24 protein-coding genes, 1 pseudogene and 1 riboswitch are annotated in these 23,042 nt (G+C 70.3%); of the genes and pseudogenes, 10 read left to right on the top strand and 15 right to left on the bottom strand.

Translation table 11 applies throughout. The annotated features are described in order from the left end of the window. Positions 1 to 290: 290 nt before the first annotated feature. On the bottom strand, positions 291 to 1,343 hold the full coding sequence (locus AB0N81_RS41585; RefSeq protein WP_365368077.1) for an AsnC family transcriptional regulator: 1,053 nt from the start codon (positions 1,341 to 1,343) through the stop codon (positions 291 to 293). Positions 1,344 to 1,451: 108 nt separating this feature from the next. Between AB0N81_RS41585 and AB0N81_RS41580 the strand changes: the two genes are divergently transcribed. Next, positions 1,452 to 3,011: an MFS transporter gene (locus AB0N81_RS41580; protein WP_365368076.1), complete on the top strand. Its 1,560-nt coding sequence runs from the start codon at positions 1,452 to 1,454 to the stop codon at positions 3,009 to 3,011. A 111-nt stretch (positions 3,012 to 3,122) separates the two neighbouring features. On the opposite strand, the gene AB0N81_RS41575 is transcribed toward AB0N81_RS41580, so the two are convergent. Then, positions 3,123 to 3,995 (bottom strand): calcium-binding protein, encoded by an 873-nt coding sequence (locus tag AB0N81_RS41575; RefSeq protein WP_365368074.1) that lies wholly within the window; start codon positions 3,993 to 3,995, stop codon positions 3,123 to 3,125. A 447-nt stretch (positions 3,996 to 4,442) separates the two neighbouring features. On the opposite strand from AB0N81_RS41575, the gene AB0N81_RS41570 reads away from it, so the two are divergent. Together AB0N81_RS41570 and AB0N81_RS41565 are read left to right on the top strand one after the other, a co-directional pair. Further along, entirely contained in the window at positions 4,443 to 5,276 is an 834-nt protein-coding gene (locus AB0N81_RS41570) for a PIG-L family deacetylase (protein ID WP_365368072.1), read from the top strand. 193 nt (positions 5,277 to 5,469) lie between these two features. Next, complete coding sequence (locus AB0N81_RS41565) at positions 5,470 to 8,583, top strand: NACHT domain-containing protein (RefSeq protein ID WP_365368070.1); 3,114 nt, start codon at positions 5,470 to 5,472, stop codon at positions 8,581 to 8,583. 88 nt (positions 8,584 to 8,671) lie between these two features. Here the strand turns inward: AB0N81_RS41565 and AB0N81_RS41560 are convergent, their stop codons facing one another. The 9 genes from AB0N81_RS41560 to AB0N81_RS41520 form a co-directional block, all read right to left on the bottom strand. Further along, the gene (locus AB0N81_RS41560) at positions 8,672 to 9,478 is read right to left on the bottom strand and encodes a nuclease-related domain-containing protein (RefSeq protein WP_365368068.1); all 807 of its coding nucleotides are present in this window, start codon (positions 9,476 to 9,478) and stop codon (positions 8,672 to 8,674) included. A 341-nt stretch (positions 9,479 to 9,819) separates the two neighbouring features. Beyond that, on the bottom strand, positions 9,820 to 10,617 hold the full coding sequence (locus AB0N81_RS41555) for an urease accessory protein UreD (RefSeq protein ID WP_365368067.1): 798 nt from the start codon (positions 10,615 to 10,617) through the stop codon (positions 9,820 to 9,822). Positions 10,618 to 10,697: 80 nt separating this feature from the next. Then, on the bottom strand, positions 10,698 to 11,381 hold the full coding sequence (gene ureG / locus AB0N81_RS41550) for an urease accessory protein UreG (protein ID WP_365368065.1): 684 nt from the start codon (positions 11,379 to 11,381) through the stop codon (positions 10,698 to 10,700). Between the two features lie 533 nt (positions 11,382 to 11,914). Continuing rightward, positions 11,915 to 12,589: an urease accessory UreF family protein gene (locus AB0N81_RS41545; RefSeq protein WP_365368063.1), complete on the bottom strand. Its 675-nt coding sequence runs from the start codon at positions 12,587 to 12,589 to the stop codon at positions 11,915 to 11,917. A gap of 17 nt (positions 12,590 to 12,606) precedes the next feature. Next, positions 12,607 to 14,328: an urease subunit alpha gene (locus AB0N81_RS41540; RefSeq protein ID WP_365368061.1), complete on the bottom strand. Its 1,722-nt coding sequence runs from the start codon at positions 14,326 to 14,328 to the stop codon at positions 12,607 to 12,609. Then, complete coding sequence (locus tag AB0N81_RS41535; RefSeq protein ID WP_365368078.1) at positions 14,321 to 14,632, bottom strand: urease subunit beta; 312 nt, start codon at positions 14,630 to 14,632, stop codon at positions 14,321 to 14,323. Before AB0N81_RS41535 ends, AB0N81_RS41540 begins: the two co-directional genes overlap by 8 nt. Positions 14,633 to 14,681: 49 nt before the next feature. Continuing rightward, on the bottom strand, positions 14,682 to 14,984 hold the full coding sequence (locus AB0N81_RS41530) for an urease subunit gamma (RefSeq protein WP_365368059.1): 303 nt from the start codon (positions 14,982 to 14,984) through the stop codon (positions 14,682 to 14,684). A gap of 253 nt (positions 14,985 to 15,237) precedes the next feature. Further along, positions 15,238 to 15,516 (bottom strand): type II toxin-antitoxin system Phd/YefM family antitoxin, encoded by a 279-nt coding sequence (locus AB0N81_RS41525; protein ID WP_365368057.1) that lies wholly within the window; start codon positions 15,514 to 15,516, stop codon positions 15,238 to 15,240. Between the two features lie 313 nt (positions 15,517 to 15,829). After that, positions 15,830 to 16,849: a GNAT family N-acetyltransferase gene (locus AB0N81_RS41520; RefSeq protein WP_365368055.1), complete on the bottom strand. Its 1,020-nt coding sequence runs from the start codon at positions 16,847 to 16,849 to the stop codon at positions 15,830 to 15,832. Positions 16,850 to 16,946: 97 nt separating this feature from the next. On the opposite strand from AB0N81_RS41520, the gene AB0N81_RS41515 reads away from it, so the two are divergent. From AB0N81_RS41515 to AB0N81_RS41500, 4 genes are all read left to right on the top strand, one after another. Beyond that, entirely contained in the window at positions 16,947 to 17,603 is a 657-nt protein-coding gene (locus AB0N81_RS41515) for an ATP-dependent Clp protease proteolytic subunit (RefSeq protein WP_365368053.1), read from the top strand. A gap of 7 nt (positions 17,604 to 17,610) precedes the next feature. Next, positions 17,611 to 17,919 (top strand): hypothetical protein, encoded by a 309-nt coding sequence (locus AB0N81_RS41510; RefSeq protein WP_365368051.1) that lies wholly within the window; start codon positions 17,611 to 17,613, stop codon positions 17,917 to 17,919. Positions 17,920 to 18,278: 359 nt separating this feature from the next. Then, positions 18,279 to 18,455: riboswitch (cyclic di-AMP (ydaO/yuaA leader) on the top strand. Between the two features lie 3 nt (positions 18,456 to 18,458). Beyond that, on the top strand, positions 18,459 to 18,932 hold the full coding sequence (locus tag AB0N81_RS41505) for a C40 family peptidase (protein ID WP_365368049.1): 474 nt from the start codon (positions 18,459 to 18,461) through the stop codon (positions 18,930 to 18,932). Between the two features lie 82 nt (positions 18,933 to 19,014). After that, complete coding sequence (locus AB0N81_RS41500; protein WP_365368047.1) at positions 19,015 to 19,587, top strand: DUF6328 family protein; 573 nt, start codon at positions 19,015 to 19,017, stop codon at positions 19,585 to 19,587. Here AB0N81_RS41500 and AB0N81_RS41495 read toward each other — a convergent pair. Together AB0N81_RS41495 and AB0N81_RS41490 are read right to left on the bottom strand one after the other, a co-directional pair. Then, positions 19,526 to 19,738, bottom strand: a complete 213-nt coding sequence (locus AB0N81_RS41495) for a hypothetical protein (protein ID WP_365368046.1) — start codon at positions 19,736 to 19,738, stop codon at positions 19,526 to 19,528. The two genes, AB0N81_RS41500 and AB0N81_RS41495, sit on opposite strands and share 62 nt — an antisense overlap. Beyond that, positions 19,735 to 19,977 (bottom strand): LysE family transporter, encoded by a 243-nt coding sequence (locus tag AB0N81_RS41490; protein ID WP_365368044.1) that lies wholly within the window; start codon positions 19,975 to 19,977, stop codon positions 19,735 to 19,737. Before AB0N81_RS41490 ends, AB0N81_RS41495 begins: the two co-directional genes overlap by 4 nt. A 34-nt stretch (positions 19,978 to 20,011) precedes the next feature. On the opposite strand from AB0N81_RS41490, the pseudogene AB0N81_RS41485 reads away from it, so the two are divergent. After that, positions 20,012 to 20,833: pseudogene (locus AB0N81_RS41485) on the top strand (LysR substrate-binding domain-containing protein); the annotation flags it as partial. A 35-nt stretch (positions 20,834 to 20,868) separates the two neighbouring features. On the opposite strand, the gene AB0N81_RS41480 reads toward AB0N81_RS41485, so the two are convergent. Continuing rightward, the gene (locus AB0N81_RS41480) at positions 20,869 to 21,321 is read right to left on the bottom strand and encodes an ATP-binding protein (RefSeq protein WP_365368042.1); all 453 of its coding nucleotides are present in this window, start codon (positions 21,319 to 21,321) and stop codon (positions 20,869 to 20,871) included. Between the two features lie 272 nt (positions 21,322 to 21,593). Here AB0N81_RS41480 and AB0N81_RS41475 point away from each other — a divergent pair, with 272 nt between their 5' ends. Both AB0N81_RS41475 and AB0N81_RS41470 read left to right on the top strand, forming a co-directional pair. Continuing rightward, the gene (locus AB0N81_RS41475; protein WP_365368040.1) at positions 21,594 to 22,457 is read left to right on the top strand and encodes a helix-turn-helix transcriptional regulator; all 864 of its coding nucleotides are present in this window, start codon (positions 21,594 to 21,596) and stop codon (positions 22,455 to 22,457) included. A gap of 9 nt (positions 22,458 to 22,466) precedes the next feature. Next, positions 22,467 to 22,691 (top strand): DUF397 domain-containing protein, encoded by a 225-nt coding sequence (locus tag AB0N81_RS41470; protein ID WP_365368038.1) that lies wholly within the window; start codon positions 22,467 to 22,469, stop codon positions 22,689 to 22,691. 32 nt (positions 22,692 to 22,723) lie between these two features. Here AB0N81_RS41470 and AB0N81_RS41465 read toward each other — a convergent pair. Next, positions 22,724 to 23,042 (bottom strand): aminotransferase class I/II-fold pyridoxal phosphate-dependent enzyme (locus tag AB0N81_RS41465; RefSeq protein WP_365368036.1); only part of this gene is annotated, 319 nt, incomplete at its 5' end.

The following is a 23,042-nucleotide window of genomic DNA, read 5'->3' as shown; positions in this document are numbered from 1 at the left end:
CACCCTGGCTTCGAGACTCCACCGCCGCACCGTCCTGCGTACTAACGGGTACTACCTGTACTACGTACTACCGCCCGGCAGTTCGTGTCTGCCGGGCCCTGCTCGATCTCGACTACGAGAGAAACCATAACCACACCACAACCGGATGTCTACTCCTGTCAGCATAGATTTCCGCATGTGCGGGAGTGGGGTTATCGCTTCCGATCGAAGGCAATTCGCGGTAAAGGGCCGACACGGGCGTTCCGCACGGCGGAACGCCGGCCCCGCGGGGCTGCAGTTCGCCGATGCGGTCAGTACCGGAGCCGCACACCGGACGGACGCCTCTGACCAGCCGCGCCGGCGACTGCCTTTCCCCCACTGGTCCGGAGCGTGGGCGGCGCGAGTGGGCCGATCGCCTTGACCATGCGCAGGGCGGGGGCGGTCTCCAGGCTGCGGATCGTTTCCACGGCCCCCACCTTCTCGATGAGATAGCGGTGCAGCGCTGCCGGGTCGGGGCACAGGGCCTCGGCGACCAGGTTGCCGGGGCCCGTGACGGCCGCCACGTAAGCGAGTTCGTGGTGCCCGGCCAGAAGCCGGGCGACGTGGTCCAGGTGGGCGGGGGCGACGGCCATCCACAGCATCGCCTGTGTGGTGACGCCCAGCAGAGTGTTGTCGAGCTCTACGTCGAAGAAGAGCGCCCCGCCGGCCCGCAGATCGGCCAGCCTGCGCGCGACGGTGGCGGCCGACCAGCCGGTGGCCGCGGCGAGGTCGGTGAGGCCGGCACGGCCGTCGCGCTGGAGGGCGGCGAGCAGGTCGCCGTCTGCCGGGGTGAGGACCTGCTGCGCGGCGCGGGCGGTCGCGGTCGCGGTGGCAGGTGTGAGGCGGCGACGCTGCTCGGCATCGAGGCTGTCTACGCGTCCGGGCCAGGCGGTGGGGCCGCCCAGGTAGGTGTGCAACACGCAGTGGGCGGAGACGGCGGTGATGCCGGCCGTGCGCGGGATGTCGTGCAACAGCAGGGCGTGCCCGGCCTGGCCGTCGGCGGTTGGTGTGTGCACGAGCGCAACGATCTCGGTGCCGCCCGAGGCCAGCATGACCCAGGAGGTGTCGGCGCGACGGGCGAGCGCGTCCGCGAGGTCCTGGGCGGCGTGCGGGACGGCGGTGAGCCGCAGCAGCCACTGCGTGCGCCCGGCTCGGTGGGGGTCGGCGAGGCCCACTACCCGCAGCGACGCCTCGGCGCACAGCCGCCGGTAGCGTCGGGAGACCGTCTGCGTCGAGACGCCGAGTACCTCGGCGATCGTGCTGAAGGGCGCCCGGCCGTCGATGTGCAGGGCATGGATGAGGCCGCGGTCGATGTCGTCCAGCATGTGAGAATCATGCACTCACCGCGGAAGCATGGAAGATTTCATCAGGTTCTCGGCCAGGAATGGGAGCGGGGTCGCGTCTCGGCGCACCGTCGATCCATGCGTCGATCCATGCGTGACGAAACCACCACGCCCCACCCCCATCCCCATCCCCATCCCCATCTCCATCCCCATCTCCACCTCCATCCCCATCCGCGCCGCTGGGCCGCGCTGGCGGTGCTCCTGCTCGCCGAAGCGATGAACCTTCTCGACGCCACCGTCATGACCGTCGCCGCGCCGGTGATCCGCGCCGACCTCGGCGGCTCCGACACGGCCATTCAGTGGTTCAGCGCCGCCTACACACTGCCCTTCGCCGTCCTCCTGATCACCGGCGGACGCCTGGGCGACATCGTCGGCCGCCGACGGGTCTTCCGCGTCGGCACGGCTGCCTTCACCCTCGCTTCGCTGGCCTGCGCGCTGGCCCCGTCCGCCGGGGCACTGATCGCGGTACGGGCCGTACAGGGGGCGGCCGCGGCACTCGTCATCCCCCAGACCATCGGCATGATCCGTGCGCTGTTCGACGGCCGCGAGCTGGCCCGGGCCATGGGCTGGATCGGGCCCGTCATGGGTCTGGCAGCCGTCACCGGTCCCGCACTCGGCGGCCTGCTCACCCACGCCGATCTCTTCGGCTCCACCTGGCGCGCGGTGTTCCTCGTCAACGTCCCCCTCGGCGTCGCGGTCCTGCTGGCCGGCCGCCTCCTGCGCGAGGACCGGGCTGCCACGCGGCCGCGCCTGGACCTCACTGGTACGGCGCTGGCGGTACTCGGTACCGGTCTGGTCATCCATCCCCTGATTCAGGGCGGCGCGGAGGGGTGGCCGGGATGGTGCTGGGCGCTGCTGACCGTCGGCGGCGCGCTGTTGGCCGGCTTCGCTCTCCATCAGCGCCGACGCGGGCGATACGGCCGCAGCCCGCTGGTCGAGCCGAGCCTGTTCCGCGAGCGCGGCTTCCCCGCCGCCCTGATCTCGTCCATGCTCTTCTTCGCCGCGGTCAACGGACTGATGCTGGTGATCGTGGTACAGCTGCAAGTCGGCCTGCACACTGATGTGTTGACGGCGGGTTTCACGCTGCTGCCGTGGTCGTTCGCCATGGCGCTGTCGTCCTGGGCCGCCGGCGCCTGGCTCGTACCGCGCTATGGAACCGGCGTCATGACAGCCGGCCTGCTGGCCCTGTTCGTCGGCGCCGTGGCTGCGGCGGTGGTGTACGGCACCGGTCGCCCCGGCTCCTACCCGTGGCCGCTGCTCCCCGCGCTGATGCTGGCCGGACTCGGCCAAGGCCTGTACGCCGTGCCGTTCTTCACCACCGCCCTGCACCACGTCCGCCCGCACGAGACCGGTTCGGCAGCCGGTCTGCTCAACGCGGTCCAGCAACTCGGAGGCACCCTCGGAGTCGCCTTGCTCGGCAGCGTCTTCTTCCACACCACCACGTTCCTCCACACCACCGCTTCCGGCGCTCTCGCGCAGGAGACCGCCGCGCTGACAGGCGCCCGGAACGCCTCATGCGTCGCGGCCGCGCTGATCCTCGCCACGGCAGCCGCCACCGTCTTCATGCGTCCACGACAGCAGCGGCGATCCGCGCCCGCCGACCCTGCCCCAGGGCGTGAGCCGAAGGTGCGGCGCGGCTCTCACGGGTGAACGGGCGGCCGGAGTTCTGCGCAGCGCATGGGCCCGGTCGTGCGGTGTCGAGCCGGGCCCTGCCCTTCTGCGGTCCTCCGGTACCGGCTCAGCCCGGCACTCGCGGGCTGTTCAGTCCTGGTGGACTTCGTTGCGGCCCGGGCCGCCGGAGAGCTTGTCGGTGCCTGTGCCACCCCACAGCACGTCGTCACCGCTGTTGCCCCACAGCGTGTCGTCGCCCGCCTCGCCGTACAGCTTGTCGTTGCCCTTCCCTCCGTAGAGGACATCGGCGCCGCCCTTGCCGTGCAGGACGTCGTTGCCGTCCTCGCCGTGCAGGTTGTTGTCCTCGCCAGTGCCAGTCAGGGAGTCGTTGCCGGGGCCGCCGAAGCAGTCCTGGCTGCAGTGGGTGAGGGTGTCGTTCCCTGCGTCGCCCCACGGCCCGAAGCCCATCGGGCCGCCGCCGCCGTCGAGGCTGTCGTCGCCGTCACCGCCGTGCAGGAGCGCGGACTCCGACGCCTTGATGACATCGTTGCCCTTGCCGCCGTAGACCCCGGCCCATGCCTGGCTGTCGGGCGCGAAAGTCGCGGTGTCGTTCTTGTCGCCGAGGTCGATGCGGTAGGTGTCGGAGTCGTCCGAGTTCTCCGGGATCTTGAACTCGCACCGTACTGCGGTGCGGTCACCCTCCTCGGGGTACGCACACTTGTCCTCCTGCGCCGCGTCGGCGGAGATGGTGATGTCGTACTGGTCGTGGAAGGTGATGATGTAGTAGGAGTCGTTCTCGCCGCGGTGGTCGATCTTTTCGTCGACCTTCATCTTGTTCTGCTGGCCGGGCGTCGCCTTGTACCAGAGCTCGCCGTCCTCGACGACGACGGAGGCCGTGGCGGCAGCGGCGGACGGGGCGGGAGCGGCGGACGGGGCGGCCTGGGCGGTCGACGCCGTTAAGGCGGCCGCGCCGAGAGTCAAGGCAAGGGTGGCTGTGGCTGCGATGGTCCGGTGAATGCGCATGCGTAAGTGATCCTTCGGGGTGTGCGTGTGCAGTGGTGCTTCTGGTCATCCGGTTAGACAGGAGACCCGAGAAGCGAGTTGCCCGGCGGCTCATGAACAGCGGCGGACGGCGCGATGACCGGTATGTGGACGGCGCCGCTGCGGCGGGGCTCGTGGGCGCGGACCGGCCAACTGGCCGATGGCCAGGGGACTTTGCCCTGCCCGTCGATACCCCGGTCCTGGATCGGGAACAGGCTGCCCGGTCGGCACTGTTGCATCGACCAGGGGTCCGGCGTCGTCCGGGTGGGGACCACGGAGACCGCAAGGCCGTCCGTCCCGCCACGATCCGACCCGATCCCCGGGTTCGGGGTATGCCCACCGCGCCATTGATCCAAGACGTACAGACGTATGACCTATGACCTATGACCTATGACGTATGACGTATGACGTATACAGGAGGACTGATTCATGACTGACCGGCCTTTGACGCTCATGGCAGTGCACGCCCACCCCGACGACGAGGCCACCAGCACCGGCGGGGTCCTCGCGCGGTACGCGGCGGAGGGCATGCGCACGGTTCTCGTGACCTGTACCGACGGCGGTTGTGGTGACGGGCCGGGCGGTGTGAAGCCGGGCGATCCCGGACACGATCCTGCGGCCGTCGCCCTGATGCGCCGTCACGAACTCAAGGCGAGCTGTGACGTCCTGAGAGTCAGTGATCTGGAGATGTTGGACTATGCCGACTCCGGGATGATGGGCTGGCCGAGCAACGACGCCCCCGGATCCTTCTGGCAGACCCCCGTCGAGGAAGGCGCCGCCCGGCTCGCGGAACTCATGCGGCACTACCGGCCCGATGTGGTCGTCACGTACGACGAGAACGGCTTCTACGGCCACCCCGACCACATCCAGGCCCACCGCATCACGATGGCGGCGCTGGAGATGACCTCGCTGACGCCGAAGGTGTACTGGACGACGATGCCCCACTCCGGCATGCAGCGATTCGGCGAGATCATGCGCGAGTTCCATGAGGACATGCCGGAGCCGGACCCCGCCGAGGCCGCCGCGCTGGCCGAGATCGGCCTCCCCGACGACGAGATCAGCACGTGGGTGGACACGACCGCGTTCAGCGGCCAGAAGTTCGACGCGCTGGCCGCACACGCCAGCCAGGGCGAGAACATCTTCTTCCTCAAGATGGGCAAGGAGAGGTTCGGCGAGCTGATGGGCATGGAGACCTTCGTACGAGTCAAGGACGCCACCGGAGCGCCCGTACCGGAGACCGACCTCTTCGCCGGACTGCGCTGAGCCCTTCCCACCCGATCGCCCGACCGGGCCCGGGACAGCTCATCGCCGCCCGGCGCGATCAGAGATGCGCACCCCGGAGGTCTGTGCACGGGAGTTCCTCTCCGATATCCCGCGTGCAGGCCATCGGGGTGCGCTGGTTCGCACAGTTCGTGGCGCACTTTGCTGGCATTCTGGCTTCCAGGGGGTGAGTGCTGTGCCAGGAGCCCTGCGCTACACCGATGCCGTGCGACTACTCGGGGGCAACGGGCCGGCCTTCGACGTGATGGACCGTGTCGTGGGTGGAGCCCTGACAGCTGTTACGGGGGCCGCACCTGAATCAGTACTGGCGCTTCTCGGCGCCGACGCCCAACTCGCCCGACTCAGCCGGTCGTTGCTGTCCGACGCGGTCGAACGGGTCCATGGGCTGGGCCGGTTCGAGCGCACCGAGCGCTTGGCCGCCGCGCACGCGGTGATCGTGGTGGCCGCTTACAGCGACGCGCTCGCGCGCGTGCCCCTGCCCTTCGACGTGCGGGAACTCGCTGTGACGCGAACCGATTCCGTGCGGCTTGCCACCGGTGACGCCCCGGAGTCCCATCGGCTCGTCGCCGTCGCCGATCACCTCTTGCGCTCACAGCTACCGCTGCCCTCGCCGCACGAACCGTACGAGGTGACTCTGGCGGCGCTGTACAGCTTCTACGTCACGATGTCCGGACACGTAGAGACCTATGTGTCCGGCCTGGCAGCCTGGGACAGGCTGCCACCCGCGGAACAATTGGAAACGCGCGCGTCCATGCGTGAGCACATACCCCATGCAGCGCTGTCCCGTTACGAGGAAATGTTCCGCCAACTGGCCGTGGACTTTCCGGACGTGGGCAGCTGGGCCGACCGCGTGGACCATCGCGCGACTCGCACCGCGGTACGCCGCCTGGAGGAAGCCGTCACGCAGCTGGCCGACGGGCAGCTTCCGATCAGCCGATTGACCACGCTTTTACGGGCCGGGAGTCTGCCCTACAACGCGCCGCTTCTGGGGACAGAGGAAACCGCCGCGGGGTTGACGATCCCCAGCCTGCGCGAAGCATATATAAGCCCCGACTTCAAAGTGGCGGAGTTCGGCGCGACAGACCGGCTGTCCAGCCCGTCGTGGTGGAAGCAGGAAGTCCGTCATGGTCTGGACACGTTCTTCGAGGCTTTCCTGACCGCGCCCAAGGCGGTTGAGGTGCCGGTCGTGCTGATGGGTCATCCAGGTTCCGGAAAGTCGGTCCTGACCAAGGTGCTGGCAGCCCGGCTCCCCCCTGAGGACTTCTTGGTGGTGCGGATCCCACTGCGGGACGTGCCCGCCGACTCGGGATTGCAGGACCAGATCGAGGCGGCTATTCGGCAAGCCACCGGTGAGCCCATCATGGGATGGGCGGATATCGTCCGCGCGGCCGGCACCGCGCTGCCGGTCGTCCTTCTGGACGGGTTCGACGAGCTGCTCCAGGCAACCGGAGTCCACCAGTCCGACTACCTGGAGAAGGTGGCGAACTTCCAGCGGCGCGAGGCCTCGCTCGGTCGACCGCTCGCAATCGTGGTCACCAGCCGCACTGCTGTGGCGGACCGGGCCCGGCTGACGACCGGCGGGATCGCGATCCACCTCGAATCTTTCAGCGCCCCACAGATAGAGCAGTGGCTGGAAGTGTGGAACCGTACGAACGCGGACTACTTCAACCGCCACGGCCTACGCCCGCTGATGGCCTCACAGGCACTCACCCAAGCTGCTCTCGCGAGCCAGCCTCTTCTACTGCTGATGTTGGCCCTGTACGACGCTGAGGACAACGCCTACCAACAGGAGGTGGGCACACTGCTCAGCTACGAGTTGTATGAGCGCTTGCTGACCCGGTTCGCCCGCCGTGAGGTTCTCAAGCACGAGGCTCGATTGAACGACCACGACCTGAAGCAGGCAGTCGAGCACGATCTGTTGCGGCTCTCGGTGGCTGCCTTCGGAATGTTCAACCGGGACCGACAATGGATCACTGAAGAGGAGCTGGAAGACGACTTGGGGTCGTTGCTGCCACAACAGGCCCCTCATTCCGCTGGCTTGAGGGCCGCGCTGACCAGGGCACAAACGATCATCGGGAGATTCTTCTTCATTCACCGTGCCGAAGCCTTCCGCAACGACGTGCGACTGCAGTCATACGAATTCCTGCACTCGACATTCGGCGAGTTCCTGGTCGCGCGACTCATCACGCACGAGCTGCAGGACTTCATGACGAGTGAGACAGAAAGGGTTCGAAGGGTCCGTCGCCCGCGGGTTGACGACTCGTTTTTGTATGCGCTGCTCTCGTTTGCCTCATGCACGGGGCGCGGACCGGTCATGGCCTTTCTGGCGGAGTCGCTGCGACCACTGCCGCCGTCCGGCGTAGCGCACCTGAGCCGACTGCTGTTGCAGGTGCTTCACGAATCCCTGGAAGCGCGACCAGCTACCTCATACGCCTCCTACCAGCCAAGCACGCGTTCTGCCGCGGCTGCCCCGGCCTTCTACTACGCCAACATGCTGGTACTGGTGCTGACGACCAGGGACGAGTTGTCGGCCCGCGAACTGTTTCCCGCCTCTGAGGATCCGGTCCTCGCATGGCGGGCCACGGTGCTGCTTCTGGAGTCGCAGCTGCGCGAGCACGAGTGGCGTGCCCTCGCGGACCGTCTGCGCCTGGAGCGTCTGTGGGCAGGGCGAGAACGCAGCTTCACCCTCCGGATGGGCAAACATGTCGACTCCGAACAGGAATGGAAGCTGACAGCGGCAACGCGGGACTCGAATCCGGTCGACCCGTTCTGGATCTACAGCTACGGGCCAGGAACCGAAGAGCGCCAGAGATTGACCCGAAATGGTTGGCGGCACACCAATCAGCATGCTGTGAAGCGGGACGCCTATATTCGCTGCGACCCGGGAACCGATGCCTTGTTGGACATGGCACAGGCCTTGGACGAATTCGGCCTCGGTCTGACCCTGACCAGCTATGCCGCCCTGCCCGAGGGGGATACGGTCTCGTGCGCCCGGCTCCTGCTGCGGCTGTGGGGCGCAGGCGCCACTTTCTCTGCCGCACACCGGGACGCGCTATGGGCCACAGGACACGCCTACAACCCGATGAGGACCGAGTTCCTCAAACTCCACCTGTCGGTAGTGCTGCGCCAGTGGGAGCTGGCCGGCCGCCCTGTACCCCGGGACTGGGTCTCCCGGGCACACGACCTTTTCGATACACACGACACCGCTGCCGCATCGCACGCTCTGGGCGAAGCGTTTGACTCCCTGCTCGACGAGCTCCCGCGCCCTCCTCGCGCGCCCGGGGACTGAGCCCGCCTCATAAGACGGCACAGCCGGTTCAGGCTGGCCGGCATCACGGCACCGTCGCGGACGCGCCACTGATCGGAGCGGCGCTCCTTCAGGCCGTCGACCACGCGCCTCGGTGTCGGGCCACCGTGTACACGGTCTCGACCTGGTCGGGGGTCAGCACCCCTGAGAGCGGGCCCAGCGTGGACACCTCGCGTTCCCGGTACACGCGTACGGCGAGCTGTGTCGCCGCCCTGTCGAGGTCCGTCACGCCGACGAACACGAGCACAGGGTCCACCTGGAGCAGGAGGCCGGTGTATTTCTCCAGCACGTTCTGCACGCGGCGGGCCTCCGCCTTGCTCTTGCGGCCGTACGGCTGTGGCTTGCCGTGGTTGACGCGCACCATCTCGTCGCCGACCCACACCGCCTTTCCAAGGTGGCGTTTGGTGTTGATGCAAAAGACGCCGCCGGGGCCGATGAGCAGGTGGTCTATGTCCACCTGCCGGGGCAGCTCGATGGAATGCAGTACGCGCCAGCCGCGGCGTCCGAGCCTCTCCAGCTCCGCACCGACCCGTACCTCGCCCGCCAGCCCCTTACGGTAGGAGTCCCACTCCGTCTCCCGTCGCAGCAGCCAGTTGAGGACACGCTGTGCGGGGGTGGGGCCTTCCGTGTCGAGGAGCTGCCGTAAGGCGGCCCCGGGGCGATTCAGTGCGAGATCGTCCGGCGGTGTCAGTGGGGGCAGTTCCCCCACCGGCCGGGGGCGGAGCAGGGCGAGCGCCTCGTGTCGGTGGCGCTCGTCCAGGATCGTCACCTTGCCGGTGCGTCGGTCGGCCCACGCCACAGACGTGCCGTCCGGCAGATTCACGTAGAGCCGGTCCTGTCCGTATCGCTTCCATGCGACGACCTTCAGCTCGCTCATGCCCACCCCCGTGAGACCGCTTCGAGCCGCTCGACGCGATCGGGCCGTACGAGGTTCTCGCGTATACGTTCCCGGGTCCACCGTACGGTTCGTCACGGCCGAACCGGGGCTGGTGCAGGGCGTGTTGGGTTCCCTGCCGGTGCATGTTGCCACCCGGTACTCCGACGTGGAGCGCTGCGACGTCCTGCTCGTTCCGGTCTGCTGGACGGCCTGACCGCCACCACCCACTGGGGACGCGGCCGCCGACCTGGAGTCGTACGGCGCCGCCGGGGTCTTCTCCGGCATCGACATGGCCCGCCGAGGTGCTCGAACGGGCCCGCGCTCTGGGCTGAACCAGCGGCTCAGCCCAGGTGGCGCAGCGCCTCGTCCAGCGCCTTACGTACCAGGAGGGCGTCCGGCGCCACTGTGGTGACCAGGACGCCGGGGCCCGCGAGGGGCGTGAGTGCGGACCACTCGCCCAACGGGGCCGGCTGCGGCTTGGTGCGGTCGTACTCCGGTCGTACGACGACCAGTTGGCCCACCGCACGGTGACCGGCCAGGACCGCGGGGCCGTCCCAGCCGCCCGGGGCGCCGGGGCCGCAGGACAGCTCCTGGTCCAGCAGGAGCTGTCCCGCACGGCGCACGGTGAGGCGGCTCGTGAGGCGGCCCGGGGCCTCGCCCGTGCGGCCCAGGACCTGCTCCTCGCGCAGCACCAGGCGGGCGCCGGGTGCGAGCTCGGCGCGGGTCGTGACCCGCAGATCGCTGCCGCACACCGAGATCAACTGCTCGGGCATCCAGTGCAGTTCGGCGCCGTCGGCGACGGTGAGGCGTACGTCGTAACGTGCCGTCGCCTCGGTCTGGCCCGGCAGCGCGAGGGTGGCCGCCGCCGACGCGATGTGCAGCGCCGCACCCTGGTGGGCGGCGGCCTCGACGGTGAGGTGGTCGCCGCCGAGTGGGCCGCTCATCGCGCCGACGAGGGTGACGCGTGCCGCGTGGCCGGTGGAGCGGGTGCGGCGCAGCGCGAGCGGCCCGTCGCCGTCGAGGACCGGCAGGGCCGTGCCGCCTCGGCCGTCGGCGCGCGCCTCGACGCGGGCGGTGGCACGGATGCCCGCGCCCCCGGTACCGGGCCCGGTACCGGAGCCGGGCCTGCCGCCGGTCACCGCTGAGGAGGTACGAACCGTACGAGCCGTACGAGCCGTTTGGGCTGTTTCCGTCGCGCCTCGGGAGGCGAGGTCCACCGTCACGCCGACGCGGTCCACGCCGCGTACTGCGCCCGCACCCACGCGGCGACCGGGCCGACTCCCTCGTCGGACCTCAACGACTGGAAGGCGACGGGGAGTTCGGCGCGCTGCGCCTTCGCGTCGGCGGCCATCCGGGCGAGGTCGGAGCCGACGTGCGGGGCGAGGTCGGTCTTGTTGACGACGAGCAGGTCGGCCGTGGAGACGCCGGGACCGCCCTTGCGGGGGATGTCGTCGCCTCCCGCGACGTCGATGACGAAGATCTGCGCGTCGACGAGCCCCTTGGAGAAGGTGGCCGTGAGGTTGTCGCCGCCGGACTCGACGAGGATCAGGTCGAGCGGCCCGACCTCGTCCTCCAGGTCCTCCACGGCCTCCAGGTTGGCGGAGATGTCGTCGCGGATCGCGGTGTGCGGGCAGGCGCCGGTCTCCACGGCCGTGATGCGCTCGGGCGGCAGGACGGCCTCGCGCAGCAGGAACTCCGCGTCCTCGCGGGTGTAGATGTCGTTGGTGACGACGGCGAGGGAGAGCTCGTCGCGCAGTTCTCGGCAGAGCGCGGCGACGGTCGCGGTCTTCCCGGAACCGACCGGTCCACCGAGCCCGATCCGCAGCGCGCGCCGCCGCCCGTCGGGCCGGTGAGCATCGGCGGAGACGGCGGCGGGTCCGTCGTGGGAGTGGTCGAGGTGCATGACATCTCCAATGGGTCGGGGGCTTGGCCCCTGGTTGGGGCTCGGCCCCTGGTTTGGCGGGCTTGGCTCGGATGGTTGGCGGGCGTGGCTCGGGTGGTTGGCGGGCGTGGCTCGGGCTTGGGGCTCGCCCCTCGTGGGGGGGGCTTAGCTCGGGTTTGGAGCTTGCCCCTGGTCGGGGGCTTGCCCCTGGTTCGGGGGCTCAGCTCGGGTTCGGGGCTTGCCCCCTGGTCCGGGGCTTAGCCCGAGTCCGGGGCTTAGCCCGAGTCCGGGGCTTGCCCCCTGGCCCGGGGCTTAGCCCGAGTCCAGGGCTTGCCCCCTGGCCCGGGGCTTAGCCCGAGTCCAGGGCTTGCCCCCCCCTGGTCGGGGGGCTGTCCCCCTGGTCGGGGCTTGGCCCCGGGTCAGAGGCGTAGCCCCAGTTCGAGGGGTGCGGCCCTGATCGAGGCCCGACCCCGGGTCAACGCGTGGTCCAAGTCGGCGCGGCGGCGCCCCAGGGCGGGTGCGGGACACGGTGCGAGCCAGTCGGGTGGCGGGCGTTATGACGCGAAGAGACGTACCGGCCAGGCCGCATGCGTCTCCGCGCTGATTTCAAGGAGCGGCGCGGAAGCCGCGGGCAGCGCGTCGACGCCTTCGTCGACGGCGCGTCTCGCCGCTTCGGCGGCGTGGAGCGCCACCTGGTCGAGGTCGGGCGCGAGCCGGGCCAGGACGGCCGTGGCGTCGAAGGGGTCGAGGCTGAGCAGCCGCACGGTGGCGGTCGCCGGGCCGCTGATCCCTTCGTACGCCGAGCAGTACGCGGCGTCCTCGGCCCCGAGCCCGGCGGCGCGGGCGGCGAGCCCGAGCACGACGGGCTGATGGGCACCCTTGGGGAACTGCCGTGCCAGCGAGTCGAGTTCGGGGTGCGGCCAGGTGGCGCGGGCGGCCCGCATCATCTGCCGGCCCAGGCGCCGCGCGGCGGTACGCAGGGCGGGCGAGGGCGTGCGGGCGTCCGCCGCCGCGTCCAGGGCGCCCGGGTCGACGCCGAGGGCGGCCGCTGCCGCGAGGGCGGCGGCCACCAGCCCGGACGTATGCAGTCGCCCCCGGCAGAAGGACTCCAGGCTCGCGGCGCCTGTGATGCGGCCCGCCTTGACGGCCGCCTCGGCCCCGCCGGAGTGGGCGTGCCCACCGGCGGGGAACCGGCCGTCGGCCAGGACGAGAAGTGCTGCTCTGGACATGGGAGTCGCCGCCGGCCCTAGAAGAGGAAGTACCGCTGCGCGAGCGGGAGTTCGGCGGCCGGTGACGGTTCGACGAGTTCGCCGTCGATGGTGACGGCGAAGCTGTCGGCGGCGACCTCGACCCGGGGCAGCGCGTCGTTCTCGCGCATGTCGGCCTTGCTGCGGCCGCGCGTGGAGCGGATCGCGGCGAACGGCTTGTCCAGGCCGAGGCGCTCCGGGAGGCCGTCGTCCAACGCCGACTGCGTCACGAAGTTGACCGAGTTGAGGGCCGGGGCCCTGCCGTGCGCCCCGAACATGCGGCGCGGCAGGACCGGTTGCGGCGTGGGGATGGAGGCGTTGGCGTCGCCCATCTGCGCGTACGCGATCTGACCGCCCTTGAGGACGAGCTGCGGCTTGACGCCGAAGAACGCCGGTTCCCACAGGACGAGGTCGGCGAGCTTGCCGGGCTCGACCGAGCCGAGCTCGTGGTCGATGCCCTGGGCGACGGCCGCGTTGATCGTGTATTTGGCGACATAGCGACGTGCGCGGCGGTTGTCGGCGCGGGTGTCCCCCGGCAGGAAGCCGCGGCGCCGCTTCATGACGTGCGCGGTCTGCCAGGTGCGCATGATCACCTCGCCGATGCGCCCCATGGCCTGGGAGTCCGAGGACATGATCGAGATGGCGCCGAGGTCGTGGAGGATGTCCTCCGCGCCGATCGTGGTGGGCCGGATGCGGGACTCGGCGAAGGCGAGGTCCTCGGGAACGGCCGGGTTGAGGTGGTGGCAGACCATCAGCATGTCGAGGTGCTCCTCGACGGTGTTGACGGTGTGCGGCCGGGTCGGGTTGGTGGAGCTCGGCAGCATGTTGGGCAGCGAGACCGCCGTGATCATGTCGGGGGCGTGGCCGCCGCCCGCGCCCTCGACATGGAAGGCGTGGAGCGTGCGCCCCGCGACGGCGTCGAAGGTGGCGTCGATGAAGCCCGCCTCGTTCAGCGTGTCGGTGTGGACGGCGAGTTGGGCGCCGGTCTCCTCGCAGACGTTCAGGCAGGCGTCGATGACGGCGGGTGTCGCGCCCCAGTCCTCGTGGATCTTGAAGCTGACGGCGCCGGCGCGGAGCTGCGCGTGCATCGACTCGGCGTTGACCGTGTTGCCCTTGCCGAGGAAGCCGATGTTGACCGGGCTCGACTCCAGGGCCGCGAACATCCGGGACAGGTGCCAGGCGCCGGGCGTGATGGTGGTCGCCTTGCTGCCCTCGGCGGGCCCGGTGCCGCCGCCGAAGAGCGTGGTGACGCCGGAGGCGAGAGCCTCGTCGACGATGGTCGGCGAGATGAAGTGGATGTGGGTGTCGATGCCGCCCGCGGTGAGGATCTTGCCGTTGCCGGCGATGACCTCGGTCTCGGGGCCGATGACGAGGTCGGGGTGGACGCCGTCCATCGTGTCCGGGTTGCCGGACTTGCCGATGCCGGTGACGCGGCCGTCGCGGATGCCTATGTCGGCCTTGACTATCCCCCAGTGGTCGATGATCACCGCGCCGGTGATGACGGTGTCGGGGGCCCCTTCGGCGCGGGTGGTGCGGGACTGGCCCATCGACTCGCGGATGACCTTGCCGCCGCCGAACACGGACTCGTCGCCGGAGCGGCCGGGGCCGCCCGAGCGGTCCTCCTCGATCTCGACGAGGAGGTCGGTGTCGGCGAGCCGGATGCGGTCGCCTGTCGTGGGGCCGAAGAGATCGGCGTACGCGGCACGGGACAGCTCAGGCATCGAGGGCTCCTCCGGTCTCGCCGCGCAGGCCGGGCACGACACGCTTGCCGGCCAGCGGGACGAGTTCGACGTCGACGGGGATTCCGGGCTCGAAGCGCACGGCGGTCCCCGCGGCGACGTTGAGCCGCTTTCCGTGCGCGGCGCCGCGGTCGAAGTCCAGACCCGGGTTGGCCTCGGCGAAGTGGTAGTGGGAGCCGACCTGGACGGGGCGGTCGGCGGCGTTGAGGACGGTGAGGCGGGTGACCTCGCGGTTCTCGTTGAAGAGGACGGGCTCGTCCGCGAAGAGGATCTCTCCGGGGACCAGGCCGTGGGTGGTGCCGTGCGGTGCGGCATGCATGAGGCGCGAACTCCCGTCAGACGATCGGCTCGTGGACGGTGACGAGCTTCGTGCCGTCCGGGAAGGTGGCCTCGACCTGGACGTCGTGGATCATCTCCGGGATGCCCTCCATGACGTCGTCACGGGTGAGGACCCTGCGCCCCGACGACATGAGCTCGGCGACGGTGCGGCCGTCGCGGGCGCCTTCGAGGATGTGGGACGTGATGAGGGCGATCGCCTCGGGGTGGTTGAGCAGCAGCCCCCGCGTCCTTCGCTTCTCGGCCACGTCAGCGGCCACATGAATGAGCAGTCTCTCCTGCTCGTGCGGGGTCAGTTGCACGCGTCCCACCTCACAGTCCTCGCTCCGAACCATGCGGGGTCCGGCTGCCGCGGCCACCGCGACGGATATAGATGTAACACACAGCGAATGGGCGCGATCTTGCGCACCCCGGTTAGAAAATCCGCTGGTGGCGTGGCACGGGAGGGTAGTTGGGGGGAGTTTCAACGAGGTTAACCAGCCGTTGACCGACGCATGACCGTCAGCTGGTCTGCGCCATACTCAACGATGCCCTGAGCTCGGCCGCGGCGCCTCGCTAGGTCGCGTCGGGGCCCCGGTGTTCGGCCGCGATGCCGAACCGCTGCCGCTCCGACGGCGTGGGTGTCGCGTGAGCGGCCGAGGTCACCGCGCTGACCGTCCGCTCATCCGAGGCGTCCGCGAGCCGTTCGAGGCGCTCCAGGTCGGCGGCGGACACGAGCGCCACGAGCGGCTTGCCGTGCCGGGTGACGACGACCCGCTCGCCTCCGTATACGACGCGGTTGATCAGCTCGGCGAGCTCTGCGCGGGCTTGCGTCACCGGAATCTCGTAGGCCATGTGTCCAGCTTAATCGCCGCTCTTCATGGGCTGCGGGGATGAGCGGCCTCTACGAGCCGCGCCTCGCCCTCGACCTCCCCCACGGCCTGGTGGCCGGGGCCGGCGTCCCGCATCGGCGGCGTCCTGGGCGGTGAAGTACGCGGGAGTGGGCGGGCCTGGGCCGTCGGCGCATGCCAGGAGGTCCCCCCTCCCCGACGAATTCGACGCACTGCGGCCCTCCTCGATCGGCTCGCGGGAGGTGCCGCGTACCGGGTGCGGGCCCGCGCCGAGGCCACCGAGAGCTACCTGCTTCCCGGCATCTGGGCGTGAGGGCTCAGCGCACCGTCCAGATCCAGCCGAGCGGTGTGAGGCCCAGGGAGCGGGCCACCGAGCGTGAGGCGTGGTTGTCGGCCGTGGTGCTGTAGAAGAGCACCCGCCCGTCGGGGCGCGCGCGGAGGGACCAGGCGGCGACCGTCGCCGGGGCGAGGCCGCGGCCTCGGAAGTCCGCGCGGGTCCAGATGTCGGCCTCCGCCGCGCGGGCGTTGGCGGCCGGGGTGTGACAGATCGACACGGGCGAGCCGTCGTGCACGGCCATCGCCCACTCCCCCGCCGCACCGGAGACCAGCTCCGCCCACTCGCCGGGCTGCCAGTTGTCGGGTCGGGTCAACTCCCTTGCCGCGGCCCGCCCTTCGGTGTCGGAGAGCAGGAGAGGCAGCGGGGCCGACCACGCCCCGGCGAGGTGGTCCGGGAAGGTGAAGCTGGGGCCGCCCCGGACCGAGACCGGGTCACCGGCGGCGGTGCGGGTGGCGGCGATCCGCACCAGGATCTCCGGCGGCCCACCCGGCACGTACGGCTGTTCCATCCCGCCGAAATGCCCACATCCGCCGGGCTCACCGCAGGTGTCGGAGGCACGGCAGGCGTCGGCGCCACCGCAGGCATGGAGAACACCGCAGGCGCCGGACTCACGGCAGACGTCGAAACCACGGCAGGCACGGAGAGCACCGCAGGCGTCGTCGGACTCACGGCAGGCGTCGGCGTCACCGCAGGCACCAACATCACCGCAAGCGTCGGGCTCACCGCACGCCTCGGAGTCACCGCACGCCTCGAAGCCACCGTGGCGGTCCACATCACCGCGGCCACCGCCCTCCCCCATAGCCGCCGCGACCTCCGCTCCCAGTGCCAGCACCCGCGCGCCCGGCGACCAGGCCATGACCGCCCGCACCGACGGGTCCATCGCCCTCGGCAGCCCCGGCCTCGGCAACCCGTCGCCGCCCCGCCCGGGCCCGTGGACCAGCCCGTGGATCACGTCCACCTCAAGGGCCAGCAGCTCTCTTTCACCCTTGTACCGCTCCATGCCTAGAAGACGATAATCCCCTCCCCACCCAACGTACGTCCTGTACATTTTTTACAGAGTCCGGCCCACTCCACGACCGGCAGAAGAGAGGCGAGTCATGAAGCGTCCGTCCGCCCACCCCTCCGCACCCTCCGCACGCCACGTACTGCCTGAGTTCACCGAACGCTCAAGCTCGGGGACGCGGACCATGGATCCGTACTCCAAGCTCCTCGAGGAGCGGATCGTCTTCCTCGGCACCCCCATCGACGCCACCTCGGCCAACGACGTGATGGCCCAGTTCATGCACCTTGAGCACCAGGCGCCCGACCGCGACATCTCGCTGTACATCAACTCCCCCGGCGGCTCCTTCAGCGCGATGACCGCGATCTACGACACGATGCGGTTCGTCAGCTGTGACGTGGAGACGATCTGCCTCGGCCAGGCCGCTTCGGGCGCCGCCGCCCTGCTCGCCGCCGGCACCCCCGGCAAACGGTTCGCGCTGCCCGGCGCGCGCGTCCTGATCCACCAGCCCGCCGTCGCCGAACCGATCCAGGGTCAGGCCACGGACTTGGCGATCCAGGCCGACGAACTCCTGCGCACCCGGCGGCTGTTGGAGGAGCTGCTCGCCCGGCACACAGGACAGAGCCGGGAGCGGGTCACCGCGGACATCGAGCGGGACAAGATTTTCGACGCCCCGGCAGCCCTGGAGTACGGCTTCGTGGACCGGATCGTCCCGAGCCGCAAGAGCTCGCTCGCCGCCCACGACCCGAGGTGAAGTGCCGATGCTGCCGCCCGAGCTGCCGCCCCTGCCCGCCCTGACCCGCGCCGAGGCGGAGTTGGTGGACCGCTATCTCGAAGTCGTCGACCTGCTGGGCCGGATCAATCCGGCCCGCGCCGAGCACACCTACGGCGGACTCCGCGCCGCCCAGGCCCTGGTGGGCCGGGTGAGCGCCCTGCGGGACGCGCTCGCCCTCATGCACCACCGGGGCGAGAGCGAGGTGCACACCCCCACACTCGCCCGGGCGCTGCGCGTTCTCGACGGCGAGCGGCGCACCGAACGGGTCACCGTGCCACCCCGGCACGGCTGCTGAAACCCCGTCGGCCAAGCCTCCCCTCGAACACGGGAACGTCCGGGGCGACTTCGAAACGGACCAGTCGGGCTACCACGGACGGCGTAGACAATCGTCCTTCGTGGCACGGTCCGAAGTTGCGCCCAGCGAGTACATCAGGGGCGGAATTACGCATTCCGTTGCTGGTCGAGCGGTCGTCAGACGGTGTCGCGGCGAGCCCGATTCGGCAGTGTCCACCTGAACAGGTCAGTCGTGAGGAGCCTCACAAAACGCCGTTTCGGCTCGGTTTTCGGGCCCATCTCGGGTCAAGATCCCTTCCGACGACAAGCCCCCGCCACAGCGGCGGGGCGGTCCGGGCGGACGCCGAGTCCTGCCGCCACCCGGATGACCGGTCGACATCGGTGCAACGGCAGGAGTGGAGGACCCAGGTACGACGGGCCCGTCCGCAAAGTCCGGACGACGCCCTTGGGGTTAAGCCGCAGAGCATGACGCGGCCGGGCATCTTCGCCTGCCCGAACCCGACAGGTCATCCTTCACAGGCGGCTGACGAAGGGTTGCGCATGACCGCGCTGAATCATGTTCCGTCGCTGCTCAGCAGGACCGGTGCCGCATCGGTCCTCACGCTCGCCGTCGTGGGCGGCACCGTCGTGGCCCCCGGGCTCACGTCGGAGGCCGAGGCAGCCACTCACGGGACCAAGGCGCTCAAGATCGCGGCGTCCAAGAAGGGCTCCCCGTACGGCTACGGGGCAGTGGGACCCAACCGGTTCGACTGCTCGGGGCTGACGCTCTACTCGTTCAAGAAGACGGGCAAGAAGCTGCCGCGCACCACCTCCGCGCAGTACAACAAGACCAAGCACATCTCCCGGTCCCAGCGGTCCCGTGGCGACCTGGTGTTCTTCCACTCCGGCCGGAACGTCTACCACGTCGGGATCTATGCGGGTAACAACCGCATCTGGCACGCCCCCAAGCGGGGAACCGTGGTGCGCCTGGAGAAGATCTGGTCCAACAGCGTCTGGTACGGCAGGGTGCGCTGACCTCGCCGCGGCCGGTTCGGCGCGCACCTCGCACCGCCAGGTGCCGGTGCTTGGAGCGCGCCGGCAGGGATACCCGTGCGCGATGGCCACCGAGTATTCCTGTACCGCGCGCAACGAAACGCCGTTGGAGCGCGCGGACCGCAACTTCGCGGAGCTGCTCCAGGAGTTGAGGGTGACGCAGACCGGCGTCCAGATCCTCTTCGCCTTCCTGCTCACCCTCGCCTTCAGTCCGCGCTTCCCGTCGCTCGACGCCTTGCAGCGCGGCACCTACGTCACGACACTGCTGCTCGCGGTGCTCGCCGCGGCGCTCTTCACGGCACCCGCCGCGCTGCACCGCTCGCTGTTCCAACAGCGGGCCAAGCCGCTCATCGTGCGGGTGTCGTCCCGGCTCGCCGCGGCCGGACTGGGCGTGCTGGTGCTGACGCTCACCGGTTCCGTGCTGCTCGTCGTCGACGTGACGGCTGGGCGGGCCGCGGGCATCGCGGCGGGCGCGGTGACGCTGCTGGTGTGCGTCGGGCTGTGGGGCGTACTGCCGCGGCTCGTGCGGCTGCCCGCGGCGCGCGCCGAGGCGCCGCCCGAGGAGGAAGCGGACATCAGGCCGTCAGGGGCCCGAGGAGGAGCACCGCGCCCAATGCGCCGAGAGCGGTGCCGGTGACGGCTTCGACGGCACGGGCGGCGCGGGGCCTGCGCAGCCACCTGCCGAGCCGGTCCACCAGCGGCGCGACGGCCGGGAACCACAGCAGGGCGAGCGCCACCCTGCGCGAGGGCTTCCTCACCAACGCCCTCGACCCCAAGGCGTCGATCATCTTCCTCGGCGTGCTGCCCCAGTTCCCGCGCGGTGGGCGAGGCAGAGCACATAGCCGCCGCCGACAATCTGGAGGGCCCTGAAGAGCGCGGGTACGGCGGCGAGCACGGCGGCCACTCCCGCCACCGCGAGGGCGGTGTGCACCAGGAGTCCCCCTGCGATGCCGACCGCGCAGGCCACCCCGGCGCGTCGTGAGGTCAGGGCATTGCGTACGAGGACGGTGAAGTCGGCGTCCGGCATGGCGACCATGCCCGCGGCGACGCCGGTGAAGGCGCGGGAGGCGGGAGTCGCCCTGCTCGTCCGGCGCCATCGCGGGGCCCGGCCGACCGACGCGGGTGAGCTGCTCGTGGGCCACGCCCGTCGGGTGCTCGACGAGATGGAGCGGGCCCGGCACGGCACGAACTGGCGCGGCTCGCGGGGCTCTGGCTCGCAGGGCTCTCCGGCGGCTGGCTGCGTGTGGGCACCTTCCAGACGGCCGGCATCCATCTGCCGCCGCCCGTCCTGACCGCCTTCCGCCGCGCCCACCCCGACGTGGAGCTGACAGTGGCGGCCCATGAGCCGCCGTTCGGTGTCGCGGCCGTCGCGGCGGGCGACATCGATCTGGCTCTCACGCACACCTACGAACCCGCCGACCCGGCGCCCCTGCCCGCCGCCGTGTCGGCCGAGCCGGTCCTGGTCGAGGAGCTGGTCCTGGTGACCCGGCCGGGGCACGCGCTCGCGAGCGGCACGGCGCGGCTGCCGCTCGCCGACCTCGCCGACCTCGCCGGGCAGCCGCTGATCGGCATGGCCCGGCGCACCCGCCCCGGCAGGCGGTGGAGCGGGCCCTCGCGGAGGCCGGTGCGGCGGCCGCCGAGCTCGTCCAGACGCCCAGGTACGCACTGGTCTGTGCGCTGGCCGGCGCGGGGCTCGGGGTCGCCGTGGTGCCGGAGATGGTGGCGCGTACCGCTCGACGCCCGTCGGGACGCGGCTCCTGGAACCGGGCGACCTGCGGCGCACCGTCTCCGTCCTGTACCGCACCGATGAGTCCGGTCCCGCCGCGGAATCCTTCCGCGAGCTGCTGCGCGGAGTTTTCGGGCGGTCGGCGGGCGCGGCCTGACGGGGCGCCGCCGCGTGGTCACTGCGTGGTGTCGGTCAGTGCGTGGTGTCGCGGTGCTCGCGCTGTACGGGTGCCCGCCAGGGCAGCGCGATCCACACGGTCTTGCCGCCCTCGTCGGTGGGGCTGACCGAGAGCCTGCCGCCGCACTCCGCGGTCAGCCAGCGGATGATGACCATGCCGCGGCCGTTGTCCTGCTGGACGGCCGCGGGGAGCCGCCTGGGGTAGCGCGGGTGGCTGTCGGTGACGCCGATGCGGAGCTGCTCGTCGCGGTCCAGTTCGACGTCCACGGTGAAGGTGGGCGACTGGCCCCGGGTGTGCTGCACGGCGTTCGTGGCGAGTTCGGAGACGATGAGTCTGATCGTGTCGGCCACCTCGGCGTCGCCGGACAGCCCCCATTCCGAGAGCACGCGCGAGACGTATTTACGGGCGGCGGGCACCGAGGCGGGATCGCTCGGCAGGGTGACGGAGGCTTCCTGGTGGTCTGCCATGACGACGCTGTCCCTTTCCCACCGGGACCGGTCTCCGACTCTCGGCGGATGACTCGAGGACAGTCCCGGACTGGTGCTTCGCGCCAGCCTGCCACTCCTTGGCCGGTCACGGGTGGCGATCCACCGAGATGTGCATATATCTGTCGCTCGAAGCGGTGAACTCTGCTACGACCGACCGTATTTGGGCGGGGGGCCGGTACTTCCTCTAATCTCGCGTACTGCCCCGCCCTGCCGCCGGGAGTTCCGACGGCCCCGTCCGGAAGGAGTCGGGCATGCAGTACGGCCCCGCGGTGCGCCGTCGTCAGCTCGGCGCCGCCCTGCGCGCCCTGCGCACGCAAGCGGGGCTCACCAGCAGTGAGGCCGCGGCACGCGTCGGCTGGCACCAGTCCAAGGTGAGCCGGATCGAGACGGGCCGCAGCGGTGTGAAGGCCGCCGACGTGCGGCTGCTGCTCGAGGCGTATCAGGTGAAGGACCCGCAGCGCAGCGAGCTGCTCATCGCGTTCGCCGGTTCCGACGATCCCGGCACGGGGCGTCATCATTGGTGGAAGGCATATCGCGATCTGCTGCCGGCCACCTATCGCGATTTCATCAGTCTGGAGTCGCAGGCGAGTTGGGTGCGCACTCTCGAGACCAGCGTGGTGCCCGGCTTGTTGCAGACCCCCGACTACGCGCGGGCGGTGACGCGGGCCGCGCTCGGCGGGCTGCCGGAAACGCAGGTCGACGCGCTGGTGGAGGTCCGGCTCGCCCGTCAGGACGTGCTGCGCGCGGAGCCGCCGCTGCGGCTGAGCGTGGTGATGGACGAGGCGGTGCTGCGGCGGCCGGTGGGCGGGAAACAGGTCTTCGCGGGACAGCTGACCCGATTGAGGCAGGTGTCCCACATGCCCCACGTTCGACTTCAGGTGTTGCCGTTCGCCGCGGGTGAGCATGTCGGCCTGATCGGTCCTTTCGTTATTTTTTCATTTCCGGACATTGCTGATCTGGATGTGGTTGTTCTCGACCATTTGACGAGTAGCCTCTACCTCGAACGGAAAGAAGACCTCCGCGCGTACACGGAGGCCTTCAACTCCCTTCAGGTACAAGCGCTCTCACCCGAGGACTCAACGAATTTGATCGCCGGGCTATGTGACGGCGCGTAAGGAGGCGCAATGACCGCAATGCCTCGGTACGTACCTTCCAGCACAAGAATTAAAGGTGCGCGGTGGCAGCGCAGCAGCTACAGCAACGGAATGAACAACTGCGTCGAGACCACCACACTCGACTCGGCTCCGCTGACCGGCCTGTGTGCCGTGCGTGACTCCAAGAACACCGCAGGGCCCGCCCTGCTCTTCTCCCCCGGCCCCTGGGAGACGTTCCTCACCTGCCTCCGGTAAGCAGATCCGGCCCTTCGCGGGCCCGGCACGTTTCACCGGGGTGCACTGCGGCTGATCACCCGTACCGCACCGGCGATCTGCTCGTCGGTGAGATCGGCGCGGGCGGTCAGCCGCAGCCGCGAGATGCCGTCCGGCACCGACGGCGGCCGGAAGCAGCCCACGGCCAGCCCCTCGGACCGGCAGTCGGCCGCCCACCGGACCGCCTGCTCCGGTGACGGCGCGCGTACGGAGACGACGGCGGCGTCGGGACGTACCGCCGAAAGGCCTTCGGCCGTGAGGCGGCGATGCAGCTCGGCCGCGACCGCGCGAGCCCGCGCGGCGCGTTCCGGCTCGCGGCACAGCAGGCGCAGG

The sequence above is a fragment of the Streptomyces sp. NPDC093510 genome, from assembly GCF_040683555.1.
Lineage (GTDB): Bacteria > Actinomycetota > Actinomycetes > Streptomycetales > Streptomycetaceae > Streptomyces.
This window is presented reverse-complemented; position numbering and strand designations above follow the sequence as displayed.

What these genes read in the sequence shown, in the direction of transcription:
- AB0N81_RS41475 (WP_365368040.1), top strand. Translation starts at nt 21,594, where the DNA reads ATGCAGTACGGCCCCGCGGTGCGCCGTCGTCAGCTCGGCGCCGCCCTG.
- AB0N81_RS41495 (WP_365368046.1), bottom strand. Translation starts at nt 19,738, where the DNA reads ATGATCGACGCCTTGGGGTCGAGGGCGTTGGTGAGGAAGCCCTCGCGC.
- AB0N81_RS41470 (WP_365368038.1), top strand. Translation starts at nt 22,467, where the DNA reads ATGACCGCAATGCCTCGGTACGTACCTTCCAGCACAAGAATTAAAGGT.
- AB0N81_RS41505 (WP_365368049.1), top strand. Translation starts at nt 18,459, where the DNA reads ATGACCGCGCTGAATCATGTTCCGTCGCTGCTCAGCAGGACCGGTGCC.
- AB0N81_RS41500 (WP_365368047.1), top strand. Translation starts at nt 19,015, where the DNA reads ATGGCCACCGAGTATTCCTGTACCGCGCGCAACGAAACGCCGTTGGAG.
- AB0N81_RS41520 (WP_365368055.1), bottom strand. Translation starts at nt 16,849, where the DNA reads ATGGAGCGGTACAAGGGTGAAAGAGAGCTGCTGGCCCTTGAGGTGGAC.
- AB0N81_RS41575 (WP_365368074.1), bottom strand. Translation starts at nt 3,995, where the DNA reads ATGCGCATTCACCGGACCATCGCAGCCACAGCCACCCTTGCCTTGACT.
- AB0N81_RS41580 (WP_365368076.1), top strand. Translation starts at nt 1,452, where the DNA reads ATGCGTGACGAAACCACCACGCCCCACCCCCATCCCCATCCCCATCCC.
- AB0N81_RS41570 (WP_365368072.1), top strand. Translation starts at nt 4,443, where the DNA reads ATGACTGACCGGCCTTTGACGCTCATGGCAGTGCACGCCCACCCCGAC.
- AB0N81_RS41540 (WP_365368061.1), bottom strand. Translation starts at nt 14,328, where the DNA reads ATGCCTGAGCTGTCCCGTGCCGCGTACGCCGATCTCTTCGGCCCCACG.
- AB0N81_RS41560 (WP_365368068.1), bottom strand. Translation starts at nt 9,478, where the DNA reads ATGAGCGAGCTGAAGGTCGTCGCATGGAAGCGATACGGACAGGACCGG.
- AB0N81_RS41525 (WP_365368057.1), bottom strand. Translation starts at nt 15,516, where the DNA reads ATGGCCTACGAGATTCCGGTGACGCAAGCCCGCGCAGAGCTCGCCGAG.
- ureG (WP_365368065.1), bottom strand. Translation starts at nt 11,381, where the DNA reads ATGCACCTCGACCACTCCCACGACGGACCCGCCGCCGTCTCCGCCGAT.
- AB0N81_RS41545 (WP_365368063.1), bottom strand. Translation starts at nt 12,589, where the DNA reads ATGTCCAGAGCAGCACTTCTCGTCCTGGCCGACGGCCGGTTCCCCGCC.
- AB0N81_RS41510 (WP_365368051.1), top strand. Translation starts at nt 17,611, where the DNA reads ATGCTGCCGCCCGAGCTGCCGCCCCTGCCCGCCCTGACCCGCGCCGAG.
- AB0N81_RS41480 (WP_365368042.1), bottom strand. Translation starts at nt 21,321, where the DNA reads ATGGCAGACCACCAGGAAGCCTCCGTCACCCTGCCGAGCGATCCCGCC.
- AB0N81_RS41585 (WP_365368077.1), bottom strand. Translation starts at nt 1,343, where the DNA reads ATGCTGGACGACATCGACCGCGGCCTCATCCATGCCCTGCACATCGAC.
- AB0N81_RS41490 (WP_365368044.1), bottom strand. Translation starts at nt 19,977, where the DNA reads ATGCCGGACGCCGACTTCACCGTCCTCGTACGCAATGCCCTGACCTCA.
- AB0N81_RS41515 (WP_365368053.1), top strand. Translation starts at nt 16,947, where the DNA reads ATGAAGCGTCCGTCCGCCCACCCCTCCGCACCCTCCGCACGCCACGTA.